The following is a 15,022-nucleotide window of genomic DNA, read 5'->3' on the forward strand; positions in this document are numbered from 1 at the left end:
GCAAGGCATGAGCCGGGGTGTGCCTGTTCCTATTTGCGACCCGAATGGCAGCGCTCCAAAACGCTTATGTGGCCCCCTACTTTCTCCGCCTATTTTTACGCTTTGCGCCGGCTGGCCAATGCGAGGCCATGGCTACTTGGCCTGGTAGGGCTGTCTTTGGTGGTTTTGAGCGTCTCGACCGTCGCCAACCTGCAGCAGCGCCGTAATCTGCACAACTTACGCAACGAAGCCGGTGCCCTACGCGCGGCCCCCAAGGCCAATTCAGCAGTGCAGGCGGAATCCGCCAAGCACGGGGTGATCAAGCTACCCGCGTTCAAGAGCGCGGCCTTTGTCGATGGCCTGGGCAAGCTCGCCGATGCGGCCAAGCTGCCCATGAATGAGATCACCTTCTCGCTCGACGACAATGCAGATCAACCTTATCTGCGCTATCGCGCCACGATGACGGTAGAGGCCAGCTATCCGGCGATCCGCCGGTTTGTAGAGAAGGTACAGGCCGACATGGATAACGTCTCGCTCGATACGCTCAATTGCACTCGAGCCGACATCGACGTCGCGGAAGTCAGCTGTGATCTGGGCTTGTCGGCCTTCTACGCACGAGGTGAGCGTGGATAAGGCCAGCCAGCGCCGCTGGTGGATCTGGCTGGGTTTGCTCGGGGCAACCATCGCCGCCATGGTGTACCCGACGGAAGAGGATGGGGCCGCGGTCAGCGAGGTAGCCCAGCCGAACCGGCCGGCCGCCGTCAGCGCGGTGCCGGGCCAGCCTGTGGCGTCTGCCGCGTCCGAGCCCTCTGCTGCCCTGCCGGACATGAAGGCCGACCCATTTGCGCCGCGTGGCTGGCAAGCGCCGCCCCCACCGCCGCCTCCGGCACCGGTGGTCGTCGCGCCCATTGCGCCACCTGCACCTGTCGGACCGCCGCCCCTGCCCTATCGCTTCATGGGCCGCCTCAATGATGGCGGCGACCAGGTGATCTACCTGAGCCATGGCGACCAGACCGTGATCGCCCGCGCTGGCGAGACCCTGGAAAGCACCTACAAGGTGCTGGGCATCGACGCCCAGCGCATCGAATTCGAATACCTGCCGACAGGCGACAAGCAGTCGCTGACGATTGCTGCTCCAGAAAACTGAACCTTATGCCGTCTCATTCTTCCTTTCATTTTCCGCTCAAGCCGCTATGTGCACTGGCGCTGCTGGCGCTCTCTGGTTGCGCCGCCGGCTACCATCACCGTAGCGGCCTGGAATACATGGACAAAGGGGCGTATGCGGAAGCCGTGCAGGAACTGCAGCAAGCGGCCGAGCTGGAGCCGCAGGATGTACGGTTCCGCACCGACTGGCTCAAGAACCGGGAGACTGCCACTCGCCGCTTGCTCGCGGCGGCCGACACGGCCTACCAGGCCGGCAAGCAGGACGAAGCCGAGCAACACTACCGTACCATCCTGAAATACGAGCGCAGCAATGCCCGCGCGGAAGCCGGCCTGGAAAAAATCACCCGGACCAGACTGGCGACAGAAGAAGCCACCAAGGCACGCGAGGCACTGACGCTGGGCGACACCGTTACAGCCATGAAGCTGGTCGGCCGCGCCCTGGACAATATGCCGGACCAACCGGAAGCCAAGGCGGTACGGCGCGAGATCGAAGCCCTGCAGGCCAAGGACATGCTGACCGCACCGACCTTGGGCACGTTGTACAAGAAGCCGATCAACCTCGAGTTCCGCGATGCCAGTATCAAGATGGTGTTCGAGGCGCTCTCGCGCACCACGGGCATCAACTTTATCTTCGACCGGGAAGTAAAAAGCGACCAGCGCACCACGGTGTTCCTGCGCCAGACCACGCTGGAAGACGCGATCGATGTGATCCTGACCACCAACCAGCTCGACAAGAAGATACTCAACGCCAGCAGCGTGCTGATCTACCCGAACAGCGGCAACAAGACCAAGGAATACCAGGATCTGGTTGTCCGGGCCTTCTACCTGGGCAGCGCAGAGGCCAAGCAGACCGCGTCCATGCTCAAGACGGTATTGAAGCTGAAGGATGTGTTTGTCGACGACAAGCTCAATATGCTGATTCTGCGCGAGCCGCCGGAGACCATCACCCTCGCCGAAAAGCTGATTGCGTTGCATGACCTGGACGAGCCGGAAGTGATGCTGGAAGTGGAAGTCCTGGAAGTAAACCGCTCGCGCCTGTTGGACCTGGGTATCAAGGTGACCGATCAGCTCACCGTGACACCGCTCGGCGGTACGGCCAGCGGTGGTAGCGATTCAGCCGGCTCGTCGAGCATCAGGCTCAGTGACCTCAAGCACCTGAATGCCGACAAGCTGGGCATTACGCTGCCGAGCGCCACGGTAAGCTTCCGCAAGGAAGATGGCGACGCCAACCTGCTGGCCAACCCACGTATCCGTGTGCGCGACCGGGAAAAAGCCAAGATCCTGATCGGCGACAAGGTGCCTGTCGTGACCACCACGACTACGCCCAATGGTTTCCTCAGCGAGAACATCCAGTACCTGGACGTCGGCCTTAAGCTGGACGTCGAACCGGATGTCCATGTCCGCGATGAGATCGGGCTCAAAATCGCGCTGGAAGTCAGCTCATTGGTCAGCACAGTCAAGACCAACAACGGTTCTCAGGCCTACCAGATCGGTACCCGCACCGCGAGCAGCGTGCTGCGCCTGAAGGATGGCGAGACGCAGGTGCTGGCCGGTTTGATCAGTGACGAAGACCGCTCCGCTGCAAACCGTATCCCTCTGCTCGGGGATTTGCCTATGTTGGGTCGCCTGTTCTCCAGCCAGAAGGACGACCGCAAGAAGACCGAAATCGTACTGTCGATCACGCCACGGTTGATCCGCAATATCCAGCGCAAGGAACCTGCAGCAGAGTCGTTCTGGTCCGGTACCGAGGCCAGCCTGCGGACCAAGCCCTTGCAGTTGCGCAGTATTGAAAGTGTGCCCGCCACATCCAAAACAAATGCGGTGAATACATCCGCCCCAGCAAGTAGCGGCCCAGTCGCCAAGCCTGCGCCCGCAGCCGCCACGGGGGGTATCAAACTCAATTGGCAGGGACCTAATCAGGCCAAGGTGGGTGAACCGATTACGTTGGAGCTACGGCTGGATAGCGTTGAGACATTACGTGCCGCACCGATCCAGTTTGCCTACAACCCGGCGATGTTCGAGGTCGTGGCGGTGAAGGAAGGCGATTATTTCAGCAAGGCAGGCAAGGCCAACTTCACCCAGTTAATCGACAAACCCAGCGGCCGAGTGTCGATTGGCCTGGCCAGCGGTGAATCTACAGGCGCGAAGGGCGAAGGCCGTTTGTTCAGCGTAGAGCTCAAACCACTACAGGTACAGCCGGAGGCGGAGATCAGCCTGGTCGCGATGACCCCAGTCGGTAGTCAGCAGGCGGTGGCTAGGCCTAACCTGCCCATCGCCCACAAGATCAATATCGTTCAATGACCCAGGCGCCGCCCTCTTCTTCGCGTCACCTGCGCGGCTTCAGCTTTGTCGAGTTGTTGGCCTCGTTGGCCATTCTCGCGCTGCTGGCGTCCGTCGCCATGCCGCTGGCGCAGACCACGGTCAAGCGCAGCAAGGAGATGGAATTGCGGCGAGCCCTGCGTGATATCCGCCAAGGGCTCGACGCCTATAAGCAAGCGTCATCGCAAGGCCTGGTTGCGACCTTACCCGAACAAAGCGGTTACCCGGCGACCTTGATGACCCTGGTCAACGGCGTGAGCAACGCCAAGAACCCCACTGGCCCCAAGCTTTATTTCCTGCGCCGACTACCGCGTGATCCCTTCTTCACCGATGCGACCGTGACAGCGGCCGACACCTGGGGCAAGCGCAGCTATGAGTCGCCGCCGGATAACCCCAGAACAGGCGACGATGTATTCGATGTGTATTCCCTGTCCGATCAGGTCGGCCTCAATGGCATCGCCTACAAGGAGTGGTAAGCGTGCGTAATCGTGGCTTCACCATTATCGAACTGCTGGTGGCCTTGGCCATCATCGCAACCTTGTTGTCCATCGCGGCGCCCCGTTATATCGGCAATGTGGACAAGGCCAAGGAGGATGTCTTGCGCGAGGATTTGTACATCCTTCGCGATGCCATCGACAAATTCTACTCGGACAAGGGCAAGTACCCGGAGAAGCTCGATGACTTGGTCGAGCAGAAGTACCTGCGGGCGATCCCGGTCGACCCGTTTACCGAGAGCGCTAAAAGTTGGGTATCGGTTGCACCGACCGACAAGTCGGCGGGCCTGATACAGGATGTAAGGAGTGCCGCACCCAACAAGGCCCGCGACGGTACTTTCTTTAAGGACTGGTAGCGGTGCGACATCAAACGGGTTTTAGCTATTTCGTGGCGCTGTTTGTGGTGGCGATTGCGTCCATCGTCGCACTGCGGGCGGTGCAGAACAGCGCGACCGCCGAGCGACGCGCGCGCGAAGCGGACCTGCTGTATGTCGGCCAGGCCTACCAGGAGGCGATACGCCAGTACTACGAGCTGTCACCAGGGTCCGGCAAACGTTACCCACCCAATATGGAGGCGCTGCTTAGGGATTCGGACACCACACGAACCCGGCGCTATCTGCGACGCGTGTACCGTGACCCGATCACTGGAAGCCCTACCTGGGGCGAAGTACCGGCCTTGGATGCGACCGGCAAGGTAGTAGGGATCAAGGGTGTGTACTCCTTATCCACCCAGCAACCGATCAAGGTAGATGGATTTCCGGCGGCGCTGGCGAGTTTTACTGGCGCAAAGCGCTACATGGATTGGCAGTTTGTGTATCAACCCAATTAAGGGCGCCATGCCCACAGGAGCGGAGCGATGAAGAAGAAACAATATGGTTTTACCTTGCTGGAACTGCTGGTGGTCTTGCTGATCATCGGCCTGCTATCGGCCTTTGTCGGCCCCAAGTACTTCTCGCAGATTGGCCGGTCAGAGCAGAAGGTGGCCAAGGCGCAGATCGAGGCATTCGACAAGGCGCTGGACCAGTACCGGATCGATGTCGGTGCCTACCCTACTACCGCGCAAGGCTTGGCGGCCCTGTATGCCGCGCCCAATGGCGAAGGCAAATGGCATGGCCCCTACCTCAAGAAGGCAGTTCCGGCGGACCCCTGGGGCAAGGCCTACGAGTACAAGTCCCCCGGCGACAACAAGCGCGACTTCGACATCATTTCCTATGGCAAGGACGGTAAGACCGGTGGCGCTGACGACGATGCCGACGTGACCAGCTGGACCGACCAGGCCAAGAGCTGACGGGCGGGCACGGTGCCACGTTTCCAGGCCAAGGTATTGAACGCCAGCATGGCGGTGGAGCTGGTGGAGCTTGAGGCTTCCAGCGAGGAAGAGGCACGCCATTTCCTGGCGTCGTCCGGCAAACGTTTGCTGGCCTTGCAGGCCAAAGGATCGAGCCGCCCGAGTGCATCCCGTAGCCGCTTCAACCTGACAGTCTTCAACCAGCAGTTGCACTCCTTGCTGGAAGCAGGCCAACCGATTGTCGATACGATCGAGATCCTGGGCCGTAACGACAAGGCCGGTCGACACCAGGCGGTATACGACAGCTTGCTGCTGAGCCTGCAGCAGGGTAAGCAGCTATCTGAAGCCATGGCAGGTCTGCCCTCGGTCTTCCCTCCGCTGTATGTGGCGATGGTCAGGGCCAGCGAGACCACGGGTACCGTGCGGGCCTCGATTCGCCGCTTCATGCACTATCAGAAGCAGGTGGACGACATACGCGGCAAGCTTGTCTCGGCGGCGATCTATCCCGCTATCCTGGTCAGCGTCGGCTTTCTGGTGATCGCATTCCTGATGCTGTACGTGGTGCCGCGTTTCAGTGCCGTGTTCGACGATGTGGCCGTCCGCAACGCCAGCTCGGCTGGTTTTATCCAGATATGGGGCGGCTTTGTACGCCACCACGGTGCGGTGGCCTGGACGAGCTTCTTTGCCGTCATCGGCATCCTGTTGGTTCTGGTACTGCACCCCAGCGTGCGTGGCTGGCTATCCCGCCGCTTGCTGACCCTGCCCTGGGTGGGGGAGAAGCTGTGGATACTCCAGTTGGCGCGCCTTTACCGTACCTTGGGCATGTTGCTCAAGAGCGGCGTGAGCGTGCTGGCCGCGATGCGGATGACCGAAGCGTCGCTGCCGATCGCCATGCGGGCTGATCTGCAAACGGCGGCCCAGGCGGTGGCGGAGGGGCGGCCGCTGTCGGCCGTATTGACGGAAAACCAGCTCAGCACCGAGGTGGCGCAACGGCTGCTGGTGGCTGGGGAATCCTCCGGCAATCTCGACGAAATGATGGAGCGCATTGCCGACTTTTACGATCAGGAAGTCGCCACCTGGGTGGACGTGGTCGGCCGCCTGGTCGAGCCGGTACTGATGGTCGGCATCGGCCTCGTGATCGGCGCCATTGTGATGATGCTCTACACGCCTATCTTTGATCTGGCCAACGCAATCTGATGACTCAAACGCTTACCCTACCCTCTCTCAAAGCTGCCACGCTGGCGGCGACGCCAATGCATGACTGGCTGAGCCTGTTGGTCGAACAAACCGATGCCAGCCGCGCCGACTTGTTGGCGCAGGCCGCGACATTGGCGGGTTATGCCGTGCTTGATCACCATGCACGCTGGCCGCTGCGGCCGGATTTCGAATCCGCTGCCTATAGCGACATGGTGGAACGCGCGGCCATGGTGGGCATTGATGAGGCTGGCCGACATTGCGCCGTGAGTGGTCAGCCGCTCGATGGCACCCTCGGCGCGTGGTTGGCGGGCCTGGGGGTCGCGCTGCATGAGGTCTACCTGGTCGATCCGCAAGTGCTCCGTCGCGAACTGGACAAGCATGAATCCGCTTTCAGTGCGGTGGCGGATGCCGTCGGCGTCGAGCAGGTGATTGAGCTGGCGCGCGATGACAGCGCCGACCTGACGTTGACCTCGATCCAAGGGGAATCGAGCCCCGCCGTGCGGCTGGTCAATTCGACAGTGTTCGATGCCTTGCGCTATGAGGCCAGCGACATCCACCTCGAATCCATCCCTCAGGGACTGGTGGTGAAGTTCCGTATCGATGGCGTGTTGACCAAGATCGCGACTGTCAATAACCCTGCGCTAGCCGAGCAAACCATAGCCCGTATCAAGGTACTGGCTGAACTGGACATTGCCGAGAAGCGGGTGCCGCAGGATGGCCGTTTCCGGGTTGCCTCCAAAGGCCGGGATATCGATATCCGGGTGTCGATCATGCCGAGCATCCATGGTGAGGACGCGGTGCTGCGTATTCTCGACAAGCAAGCCTTGATCGACCAGGTGCAGCGCCTGTCGCTCAATTCCTTGGGCTTTGATCAGGAGACCATACGCTTGCTGCGGCGCCTCTCGGCGGAGCCCTACGGCATGATGCTGGTCACCGGCCCGACCGGTAGCGGCAAGACCACCACGCTCTATGCGGCGCTGACGGAGATCAATAATGGTGAAGACAAGGTCATCACCATTGAAGACCCGGTGGAATACCAGTTACCCGGTGTGCTGCAGATACCGGTCAACGAGAAAAAGGGCCTGACTTTCTCGGTCGGTTTACGCTCCATTCTGCGGCACGACCCGGACAAGATATTGGTGGGTGAGATCCGTGACCCTGACACCGCCCAGATTGCGGTGCAATCCGCCTTGACAGGCCACTTGGTGTTTACCTCGGTACACGCCAATAACACCTTCGATGTGATCGGCCGTTTCATGCACATGGGCGTGGACCCCTATAACTTTGTGTCCTCGCTCAATGGCGTGGTGGCGCAGCGTTTGGTGCGGCAGAACTGCCCATCCTGCGTGGAGGATATCGAGATCGACCCCGAATTGTTGGCGGAGTCCGGCATTCTGGATAGCCGCAGTTATCGATTCCGTGCCGGCAAGGGCTGCACCCACTGCCGTGGTACCGGCTACAAGGGTCGCCGCGCGGTGGCGGAAGTACTGCGGTTGACCGATGAAATACGGGAGATGATCGTGAGTCGGGCCTCGATCCGGGCGCTCAAGGAACAAGCCCGCAAGGAAGGTACCCGTTTTCTGCGCGATGTTGCGCTGGAACTGGTGCGTGAAGGACATACCACGTTGCAGGAGGTGAACCGTGTCACTTTTGTGGCCTGATACCCTCCAGCTAGGGTTGTTTCCTGGGCATTGCTGGCTGGCAGATCGCGCCGGCACCATTGACCATAATCCAGCACAAGGCATGAAACTGGGCGATGCCCTGCTCAATGCCTTGGCCGATCTATTGGCACAGCAGGCGGAACGGCGACATAAAGGGAGCCGTATGACCGTCATCGTCTCCGATAATCTGGCTGCGCTCTCCACCTTGCCCTGGCAAAGCGATCTACAGCGCAAGGAGGAACGTGAGGCCTATGCCCTCGCCTGCTTTGAACAGCAGAATCTCACCGTGGATAGCAACTGGGTAATGCAAGCTGATTTCCGCCACCATGGTGCAGTGGGACTGGCCTATGCCTTGCCGCGAGATTGGCTGATCCGCCTTGTGGACCTGCTAAGCGCCCATGATCTGAAGCTGCTGGAAGTCTTGCCCGTAACCGCCGCCGCCTATTACCGCCACAAGGCCGTACGTAAGGGAGGCAGTACCCTGCTATTACGCGAAGCAACGCGAACCACCGCACTGCACTACAGCGGGGCCACCTTGCGGGAAGTCGATGTGGAGCCCGTTACCGGCGGGAGTCAGGACCCGGGCCGGCGGCTTTTGACACGCCGGTGTGCCGAGATAGACGATATCGACACGGTGTTCGAATGGTCACCGGAACCATCGGATCACGCCAAGCTGGCCAGCTATGTCACGGCCATGCTGCCGACTGCCCAGCATGTGCGTATCGCCCGGGAGGCATGGCGTTAAGATGGATAGACTCGATCACTACCTGCGCCCCCGTCCAAGGCACGGCTGGGTGTTTGTTCTATTTGCCGGGCTGATACTGGCCGGTGCCGCATGGCTTGGATATCAAGCCTATCGGCAGCATCAAACCAGCTTGCTTGCAGAGGCGGGCAATGCGCGTTTGCGCAGCCAACTCGTCCAGAAGGTTGAACCGGTAGATAGCAAGGAACAGCAAGCCGAACAGAAACATTGGGCAAGCATCAAGGCCGAACGGGACTTCCCCTGGCAGACGGTGTTGATCGCCATGGAGAATACCGCTGCCAAGGACATTGAACTGCTTGAGTTCTTGCCTGAGAAGCGTAACCGGCAATTGGTGTTGAAAGGCGAGGCAAAGGACCAGAAAGCGCTGGTTGCCTATATCGAGGCTTTGTCCGCGCAACCCGCCTTGCGGCAGGTCCATCTCGCGCATCAGCAGGCCTTGGTGCGCGATCGGCTGGAGACCGTGGAATTCGAGATCAAGGCGAGACTTTGACCACGACAGCAGGTTCAGGGCACCGCGTCGCGTGCGAGTATCGATCTAGGCCGGTTAGTCGGCGGTTAAAAACGGAGAGAACCATGGGGCTGGCGGCGATGTGCAGTCGGCCGCTCTCAGGGGCGTATACGGCGTTTATGTGGCATGACACCAGAAATCTGCTGGTGTCCAAGGTAGCGGCTGTTTAGTGTGGTGCCGCCGAGCCCGTAAACTCCCCCATTTGGTGATCTACGAATCAAACGATCCTCGACGTATACTGGGCCTGCCTGTCGTCGGTAGCCTACCGACCCCTTCGCCACTGGCGTTGATGAGGGCTAGCGCGGGCGGCTCCCGCGCGGCAGGCTTTTCCCCGCCCTTCCGCCTAGGCGTGGATCGCTGAATCACGCGATGTAGTGATCACACCTACCGACATGCCTATCACCGGCTGTAGTTGAATGTCGAGCTCAAGACTTAATGAGGTCTCGCACCCGTCGCGTGGACAGTTGCAGACGGCGGGCAATCTGATTGGTCGACTCCCCTGCTTGGTATGCCACGAGTATTTCTCGGTTCCGTTGAGCGAGTTGAGCGCCCTGCCCTTTGGGGATGTAGATTTGCTCGCCGGCCAAGTGCTTTAACAGTCGGTCGGTGCTCTCTGGCCCGATGGCAGAGACCAACTGGTTGAACACGGTGCTACGCTCGTTGCCCAATTTGGGCAGCTTGATGGAGACCCCGCCCAACTGCTGGCGCAGTCGATCCGCAATGTTGTCCCCGAGAAGCTGGATGACGGCTTGATAGGCCGATTCTGAGGTTGGTGCACGCATGTCGTCTCCTGGGCGATGGAATGGTTTCCAGCTGGCAGAGCGAATGGTGGGTGTTTCTGAGCGGTTTGCTAAGAGTGACCGATGTCAGCGCTTTGGCGGGTATTTATCAGGTGGGGGCTTTGAGGATTCGCCAGATCTGTCGGTCCGAGATCCGATTCCGTATCGACAAGCTCATGACGGGGTATGACCGGGATGAAGCGGAAATTCCACCACATCACCTGCAAGGCACTGATTTGTAGTAGATAAGTGCGCTAAGTCGTTCTCCCCTCTTTCGACCAAACCATGTCCTATGATCATTCATATCTATGGTGGCTCATGGAGGGGAAATGGCTTCAATCGAGAGGACTGCTTATCCAGTATTTGCCAAGGCCTACAGCGCGAAGGAGTTACAGCAGTACTTCGTGCCCACGGCGGACGAGATCGCGTGGCTGACCACGCGGGGACGTACCGCCTCCCTCCGATTGGGCCTTGCCGTATTGCTGAAATCTTTCCAGCATCTGCACTACTTCCCTGCCCTTGATGACATCCCCACCGTAGTTGCTGACCACATTCGCAGTGCACTCGGCCTGGGGGAAGGTATCGAGGTGGACTACTCCGCCAAAAATACTATCTATCGCCACATGGCGGCAGTCCGCGATTACCTCCAGGTAACCCCCGTGTACGGCCAAGCGAGTCTGGAGGCGGCGCAGCGGTTTGCTTATGCAGCTGCCAAGCTGATGGATCAGCGCGTCGATATCATCAATTCGGTGGTCGAAGAGCTTGTTGGTCAACGATTTGAGTTACCTGCATTCAGCACCTTGGATGAGTTGGCCGAACGTGTTCATGCCGACGTTCAAGGCAACATCTTCGATACCGTATTCAACCGGCTTTCTGCGAACCATATTGCCACGCTGGTGGCGCTCTATCGCACCGACAATATGGAGCGGCGCCTGAGTGAGTACAACGAGCTCAAGCGATCAGCGCGCAGCCCGACACGCAAGCACATGGACATGGTGGCAGATCACCTGGCGTGGCTGGAGTCGTTAGGTACGGTTGAGGATGTATTCGCTGGTATTCCCGACACCAAGATCAGGCACTTTGCGGCCCAAGCCCTCGCCTATGATGTGGCCGAGCTGAATGAGTGTGCCGAGCCCAAGCGCCATACCTTGACCCTGGCGCTGATCCACCGGATGCAAGTCCGGGCGCGTGACCAGCTCACGGAAATGTTTCTGCGACGAATGGCCACCATCCACAAACGCGCTAAAGAGGAACTCGAAGGGATACAGCGCAAGCAACGTGGCCAGGTTGAGCGCTTGGTCTGCACGCTTGATGGTGTGCTGGAAATCGTAGAACGGGAAGCCGACGACGCGATTGCTGGGCGGGAGGTCCGTGAATACCTCGCCCCCTCTGGTGGCATTAATCAGCTTCGTCTCAACTGCGCACAGGTCCAGGCCAATAGCGGCACCAATCATCTTCCCCTGGTCTGGGAGCACTTCAAGAGCCACCGATCAATCCTTTTCCGACTGGCGCACTTACTGGATATTCGGCCCACCAGCCAAGATACCGCCCTCCTGGATGCGCTAGAAGTGATCACGCACTATCAGGACAAGCACCGGATTGAATGGATTCCAGAAAGTCTCAGTCTGTCCTTCGCCTCAGAACGCTGGCGCAAACTGCTCATGCCGGCATCCGGTACGGGCGTGGGCATCAATCGCCGATACCTTGAAGTGTGTGTGTTCTCCTACCTCGCTGAGGAATTGCGCTCTGGCGATCTCAGTATTGCAGGATCTGAGGAGTTTGATGATTACCGGCGGCAGCTTCTGTCTTGGGAAGAATGTGAGGCCTTGTTGCCCGCCTATTGCGAGAAGATCGGCCTGCCACTGACTGGCAAGGATTTCGTGGACAGCTTGCGAACCTGGCTGACAGAAACTGCCAAGACGCTCGATGATAAGTTCCCCCAATGCCACGGCGACGTCGCCATCGGTGCCAACGGCGAACCCATTGTTCGGAAGGTCATTGCCAGGGAGATCCCGCCCTCAGCCATTTCGCTGCAGAACGCCCTGGTACAACGTATGCCAGCCCGGCATGTATTGGATGGTTTGGCCAATATCGAACAATGGATAAATTACACACGTCATTTTGGGCTGCTGTCAGGCAATGAGACCAAGCTCAAGCAGCCCGCTGAGCGCTACCTGATGACGATCTTTGCCATGGGCTGCAACCTGGGACCCTCTCAAGCAGCGCGGCACCTGGTCAAAAAGAACATCAGTGCGCATACCCTGTCCTTCGTCAATCGACGGCACCTTTCCCTGGAGAACCTGGGGACTGCCCAGCGAGAGCTCAACGAGATCTACTTGCGGCTGGACCTGCCCAAGGTATGGGGCGACGGCAAAACGGTAGCGGCTGACGGTACCCAGTACGATTTCTATGATGAAAACCTGCTGGCGGGCTACCACTTCCGCTACCGCAAGATGGGCGCGGTAGCCTATCGGCACGTTGCCAATAACTACATCGCCGTGTTTCGGCATTTCATACCACCCGGCGTCTGGGAGGCCATCTATGTGATCGAGGGCTTGCTGAAAGCGGGCCTCAGCGTCGAAGCCGATACGGTGCATTCCGACACGCAAGGCCAGTCGGCGACGGTCTTCGCCTTTACCCATCTGCTGGGTATCAAGTTGATGCCGCGGATACGGAACTGGCGCAACCTGATCCTGTATCGTCCCGATAAGGCCACCAAGTACGAGCACATCAATCGTCTCTTCAGCGAAACGGTCGATTGGGATCTGATCGACAAGCATTGGCAGGACTTGATGCAGGTCGCCCTGTCCATCTATGCCGGCCGTATATCCTCGGCAACCTTGCTCCGCAAGTTGGGTTCCTATAGCCGGAAGAATCGGCTGTACTTCGCCGCCCAGCAACTGGGGAACGTCGTCCGCACCGGCTTCCTGCTGGAGTGGATCGGCAGCCGCGAATTAAGACAAGAGATCACTGCCAATACCAACAAGATCGAGTCGTACAACGGCTTTTCAAAGTATTTTTCTTTTGGCGGCGATGTGATTGCCGTGAATGAACCTGATGAGCAGCAAAAGCGCCTCCGCTACAACGACCTGGTATCCAGTGCGATGATCCTGCAGAACACGGTAGACATGATGCGGACATTGCGCACCTTGGAGAGCGAAGGCTGGAAGGTGACCGAGGAGGACCTCTCCTTTCTCAGTCCCTACCTCGTGGCCCATATCAAGCGGTTTGGCGAATACAACGTCAGGCTGAACAAGACACCAGAATCCTGGATACATGAGGAGGCGTTTCAATACGCTGCTGGGTCGGCCCGGATGCAGAGCCGGACCGCAAAGAAGACGATGAGGACGTAAATGGCGAGCTTTACTGCGATCTCGAAAGAGCGCTTCAACGCTATCTGCTATTGCCGGGCACCCACGCTGAAACTCTTTACCGAAGAGATCGAATGGTTCGAGCTCGAACAAGAGGGTATTCGCCTGGTAGCGGCGGTTGCGCTCTGCAAGATTGATAAGGACTACAACGCCATCATTTTGGGTAGAGATGCTCGCCGGCTCTACCGCGCAATCCACGTGATCGTGTCTAAAGCGAGCGTGGCTGAGGTTTTGGCGGCCATGACGGAGCAAGTGGCAGCGCTGATTGCGAGCCATGTGGATGGTGTCTTCCCGCAAGGGGATGAAGAGATCGGCCCGTTTTACCTACTCCGGCAAAAGGTCCATTCGGACAAGTTCAACCGATACTTTCAGATGTTGAACAATGACCCTATGTACCATCCGGCCAAAGTGATGCTGGAGGAGCTGGCTTACTCGTATACCGATCCAGATGGTGTGTTCATCCGGCACTTCCAGTCCAATGACTTCAATGCCCGTCTATTGGAGTTGTACTTGCATGCGGTCTTCTATGAGCTCGACTTCACGGCCGATCGCCAGCATCCGCAGCCCGATTTTCTGATCAGCAAATGGGGAAACACGATTGCAGTCGAGGCGGTCAGCGTCGCCCAGATTGATCCGGATGAAGCGCCCGTGGCGTTGACAGCGGCCGTGGCTGAAGAGCTGGATCGGCACGCCATGGAGGACATGCCTTTTCGGTTCCATCGTGCCTTATTGAAAAAGATGCGGCACAAGCCTGAACCAGCGAACAAGCACTACTGGGAATTGGCGCATACCGTAGGACACCCCTTTGTCCTGGCGATACAGGATTACTCCCGCAAGATGTCGATGACCATTTCAGGTGAGGCGCTCCAGCGCTACCTTTACGGTTTTACGGTCGATCAGGAGGGATGCCTGCAAAGAGCCGAATCGCATACCGTCGGCAATCGCAGCATTCCCGTCGGCTTTTTCCGGAACCCACAGAATCGCCATGTTGCAGCGGTCATGCTGGCGAGAGGAGCGACGCTGCCCAAGTTCAATCGCATGGGGCGTATGGCCGGTCTGATCAGTCCAACGTCTTTTGCCGTGCTGGAGGGACTGCGAACAAACGGCAAAGGCGAGTACGAGGAGTTTGTGAGCATTGTCGATCATCCCGGTCACAAAGAGAGCTGGCACGAAAGCCTGGTCATTTTCCATAACCCGCTGGCAGACAACCCTCTGAATATGGATCTCTTTCCGCATGTGATTCATGTCAGGGGCGAGGAAGACGGGTTTTCAGAGTACATCCCTTCAAACTTCATCGTCTCCTCGGCAACCAGGATGTACCGCGTCACAGAAGACATGGCCATCGAGCTGCGGCAGAAATGGCATGAATCTCCTGCAAACCCGGCTGCAGCGTCATTTACAGACCAGGCAGACCCTGGACCGCCTGCGCCGACATAACCCTGGCACAGTGGTCAGTTCGGCCTACGCTTGACCTTGTTGTTGCCACCTTGGAGGTGTGT

The 15,022-nt window shown here is 58.9% G+C and carries 14 protein-coding genes; 13 read left to right on the forward strand and 1 reads right to left on the reverse strand.

The window, feature by feature from the left end; all coding sequences use genetic code 11:
* The first annotated feature begins 66 nt into the window (after positions 1-66).
* The 11 genes from ACYVHK_RS21845 (at position 67) to ACYVHK_RS21895 (ending at position 9,355) form a co-directional block, all read left to right on the forward strand.
* A complete protein-coding gene (locus tag ACYVHK_RS21845) occupies positions 67-612 on the forward strand; it encodes a hypothetical protein (RefSeq protein WP_460536560.1) in 546 nt (181 codons plus the stop codon).
* A complete protein-coding gene (locus ACYVHK_RS21850) occupies positions 605-1,126 on the forward strand; it encodes a hypothetical protein (protein ID WP_460536562.1) in 522 nt (173 codons plus the stop codon). The genes ACYVHK_RS21845 and ACYVHK_RS21850 overlap by 8 nt, the downstream gene beginning before the upstream one ends.
* 5 nt (positions 1,127-1,131) lie before the next feature.
* A complete protein-coding gene (locus ACYVHK_RS21855; protein ID WP_460536564.1) occupies positions 1,132-3,444 on the forward strand; it encodes a cohesin domain-containing protein in 2,313 nt (770 codons plus the stop codon).
* Positions 3,441-3,938, forward strand: coding sequence for a prepilin-type N-terminal cleavage/methylation domain-containing protein (locus ACYVHK_RS21860; RefSeq protein WP_460536566.1), 498 nt, complete (start codon positions 3,441-3,443; stop codon positions 3,936-3,938). The genes ACYVHK_RS21855 and ACYVHK_RS21860 overlap by 4 nt, the downstream gene beginning before the upstream one ends.
* A 2-nt stretch (positions 3,939-3,940) precedes the next feature.
* A complete protein-coding gene (locus ACYVHK_RS21865) occupies positions 3,941-4,312 on the forward strand; it encodes a type II secretion system protein (protein WP_460536568.1) in 372 nt (123 codons plus the stop codon).
* A gap of 2 nt (positions 4,313-4,314) precedes the next feature.
* On the forward strand, positions 4,315-4,785 hold the full coding sequence (locus ACYVHK_RS21870; RefSeq protein WP_460536570.1) for a type II secretion system protein: 471 nt from the start codon (positions 4,315-4,317) through the stop codon (positions 4,783-4,785).
* Positions 4,786-4,812: 27 nt separating this feature from the next.
* Positions 4,813-5,244, forward strand: coding sequence for a type II secretion system protein GspG (gene gspG, locus ACYVHK_RS21875; protein WP_460536572.1), 432 nt, complete (start codon positions 4,813-4,815; stop codon positions 5,242-5,244).
* Between the two features lie 12 nt (positions 5,245-5,256).
* A complete protein-coding gene (locus tag ACYVHK_RS21880; protein WP_460536574.1) occupies positions 5,257-6,441 on the forward strand; it encodes a type II secretion system F family protein in 1,185 nt (394 codons plus the stop codon).
* Positions 6,441-8,102 carry a GspE/PulE family protein gene (locus ACYVHK_RS21885; RefSeq protein ID WP_460536576.1) on the forward strand — a complete coding sequence of 554 codons (1,662 nt, stop codon included), beginning with the start codon at positions 6,441-6,443 and terminating at the stop codon, positions 8,100-8,102. Before ACYVHK_RS21880 ends, ACYVHK_RS21885 begins: the two co-directional genes overlap by 1 nt.
* A gap of 82 nt (positions 8,103-8,184) precedes the next feature.
* Complete coding sequence (locus ACYVHK_RS21890) at positions 8,185-8,847, forward strand: hypothetical protein (RefSeq protein ID WP_460536578.1); 663 nt, start codon at positions 8,185-8,187, stop codon at positions 8,845-8,847.
* 1 nt (position 8,848) lies between these two features.
* A complete protein-coding gene (locus ACYVHK_RS21895) occupies positions 8,849-9,355 on the forward strand; it encodes a PilN domain-containing protein (protein ID WP_460536580.1) in 507 nt (168 codons plus the stop codon).
* Positions 9,356-9,798: 443 nt separating this feature from the next.
* On the opposite strand, the gene ACYVHK_RS21900 is transcribed toward ACYVHK_RS21895, so the two are convergent.
* Positions 9,799-10,155, reverse strand: coding sequence for a Mor transcription activator family protein (locus ACYVHK_RS21900; protein WP_460536582.1), 357 nt, complete (start codon positions 10,153-10,155; stop codon positions 9,799-9,801).
* A 326-nt stretch (positions 10,156-10,481) separates the two neighbouring features.
* On the opposite strand from ACYVHK_RS21900, the gene ACYVHK_RS21905 reads away from it, so the two are divergent.
* Positions 10,482-13,505, forward strand: a complete 3,024-nt coding sequence (locus tag ACYVHK_RS21905; protein ID WP_460536584.1) for a Tn3 family transposase — start codon at positions 10,482-10,484, stop codon at positions 13,503-13,505.
* Complete coding sequence (locus ACYVHK_RS21910) at positions 13,506-14,960, forward strand: hypothetical protein (protein ID WP_460536586.1); 1,455 nt, start codon at positions 13,506-13,508, stop codon at positions 14,958-14,960.
* Positions 14,961-15,022 lie beyond the last annotated feature (62 nt).

Source organism: Chitinimonas naiadis, from assembly GCF_054780835.1.

Coding starts and splice junctions, on each gene's coding strand:
- ACYVHK_RS21860 (WP_460536566.1), top strand. CDS start 3,441: ATGACCCAGGCGCCGCCCTCTTCTTCGCGTCACCTGCGCGGCTTCAGC.
- gspG (WP_460536572.1), top strand. CDS start 4,813: ATGAAGAAGAAACAATATGGTTTTACCTTGCTGGAACTGCTGGTGGTC.
- ACYVHK_RS21905 (WP_460536584.1), top strand. CDS start 10,482: ATGGCTTCAATCGAGAGGACTGCTTATCCAGTATTTGCCAAGGCCTAC.
- ACYVHK_RS21910 (WP_460536586.1), top strand. CDS start 13,506: ATGGCGAGCTTTACTGCGATCTCGAAAGAGCGCTTCAACGCTATCTGC.
- ACYVHK_RS21900 (WP_460536582.1), bottom strand. CDS start 10,155: ATGCGTGCACCAACCTCAGAATCGGCCTATCAAGCCGTCATCCAGCTT.
- ACYVHK_RS21855 (WP_460536564.1), top strand. CDS start 1,132: ATGCCGTCTCATTCTTCCTTTCATTTTCCGCTCAAGCCGCTATGTGCA.
- ACYVHK_RS21885 (WP_460536576.1), top strand. CDS start 6,441: ATGACTCAAACGCTTACCCTACCCTCTCTCAAAGCTGCCACGCTGGCG.
- ACYVHK_RS21845 (WP_460536560.1), top strand. CDS start 67: ATGTGGCCCCCTACTTTCTCCGCCTATTTTTACGCTTTGCGCCGGCTG.
- ACYVHK_RS21895 (WP_460536580.1), top strand. CDS start 8,849: ATGGATAGACTCGATCACTACCTGCGCCCCCGTCCAAGGCACGGCTGG.
- ACYVHK_RS21890 (WP_460536578.1), top strand. CDS start 8,185: ATGAAACTGGGCGATGCCCTGCTCAATGCCTTGGCCGATCTATTGGCA.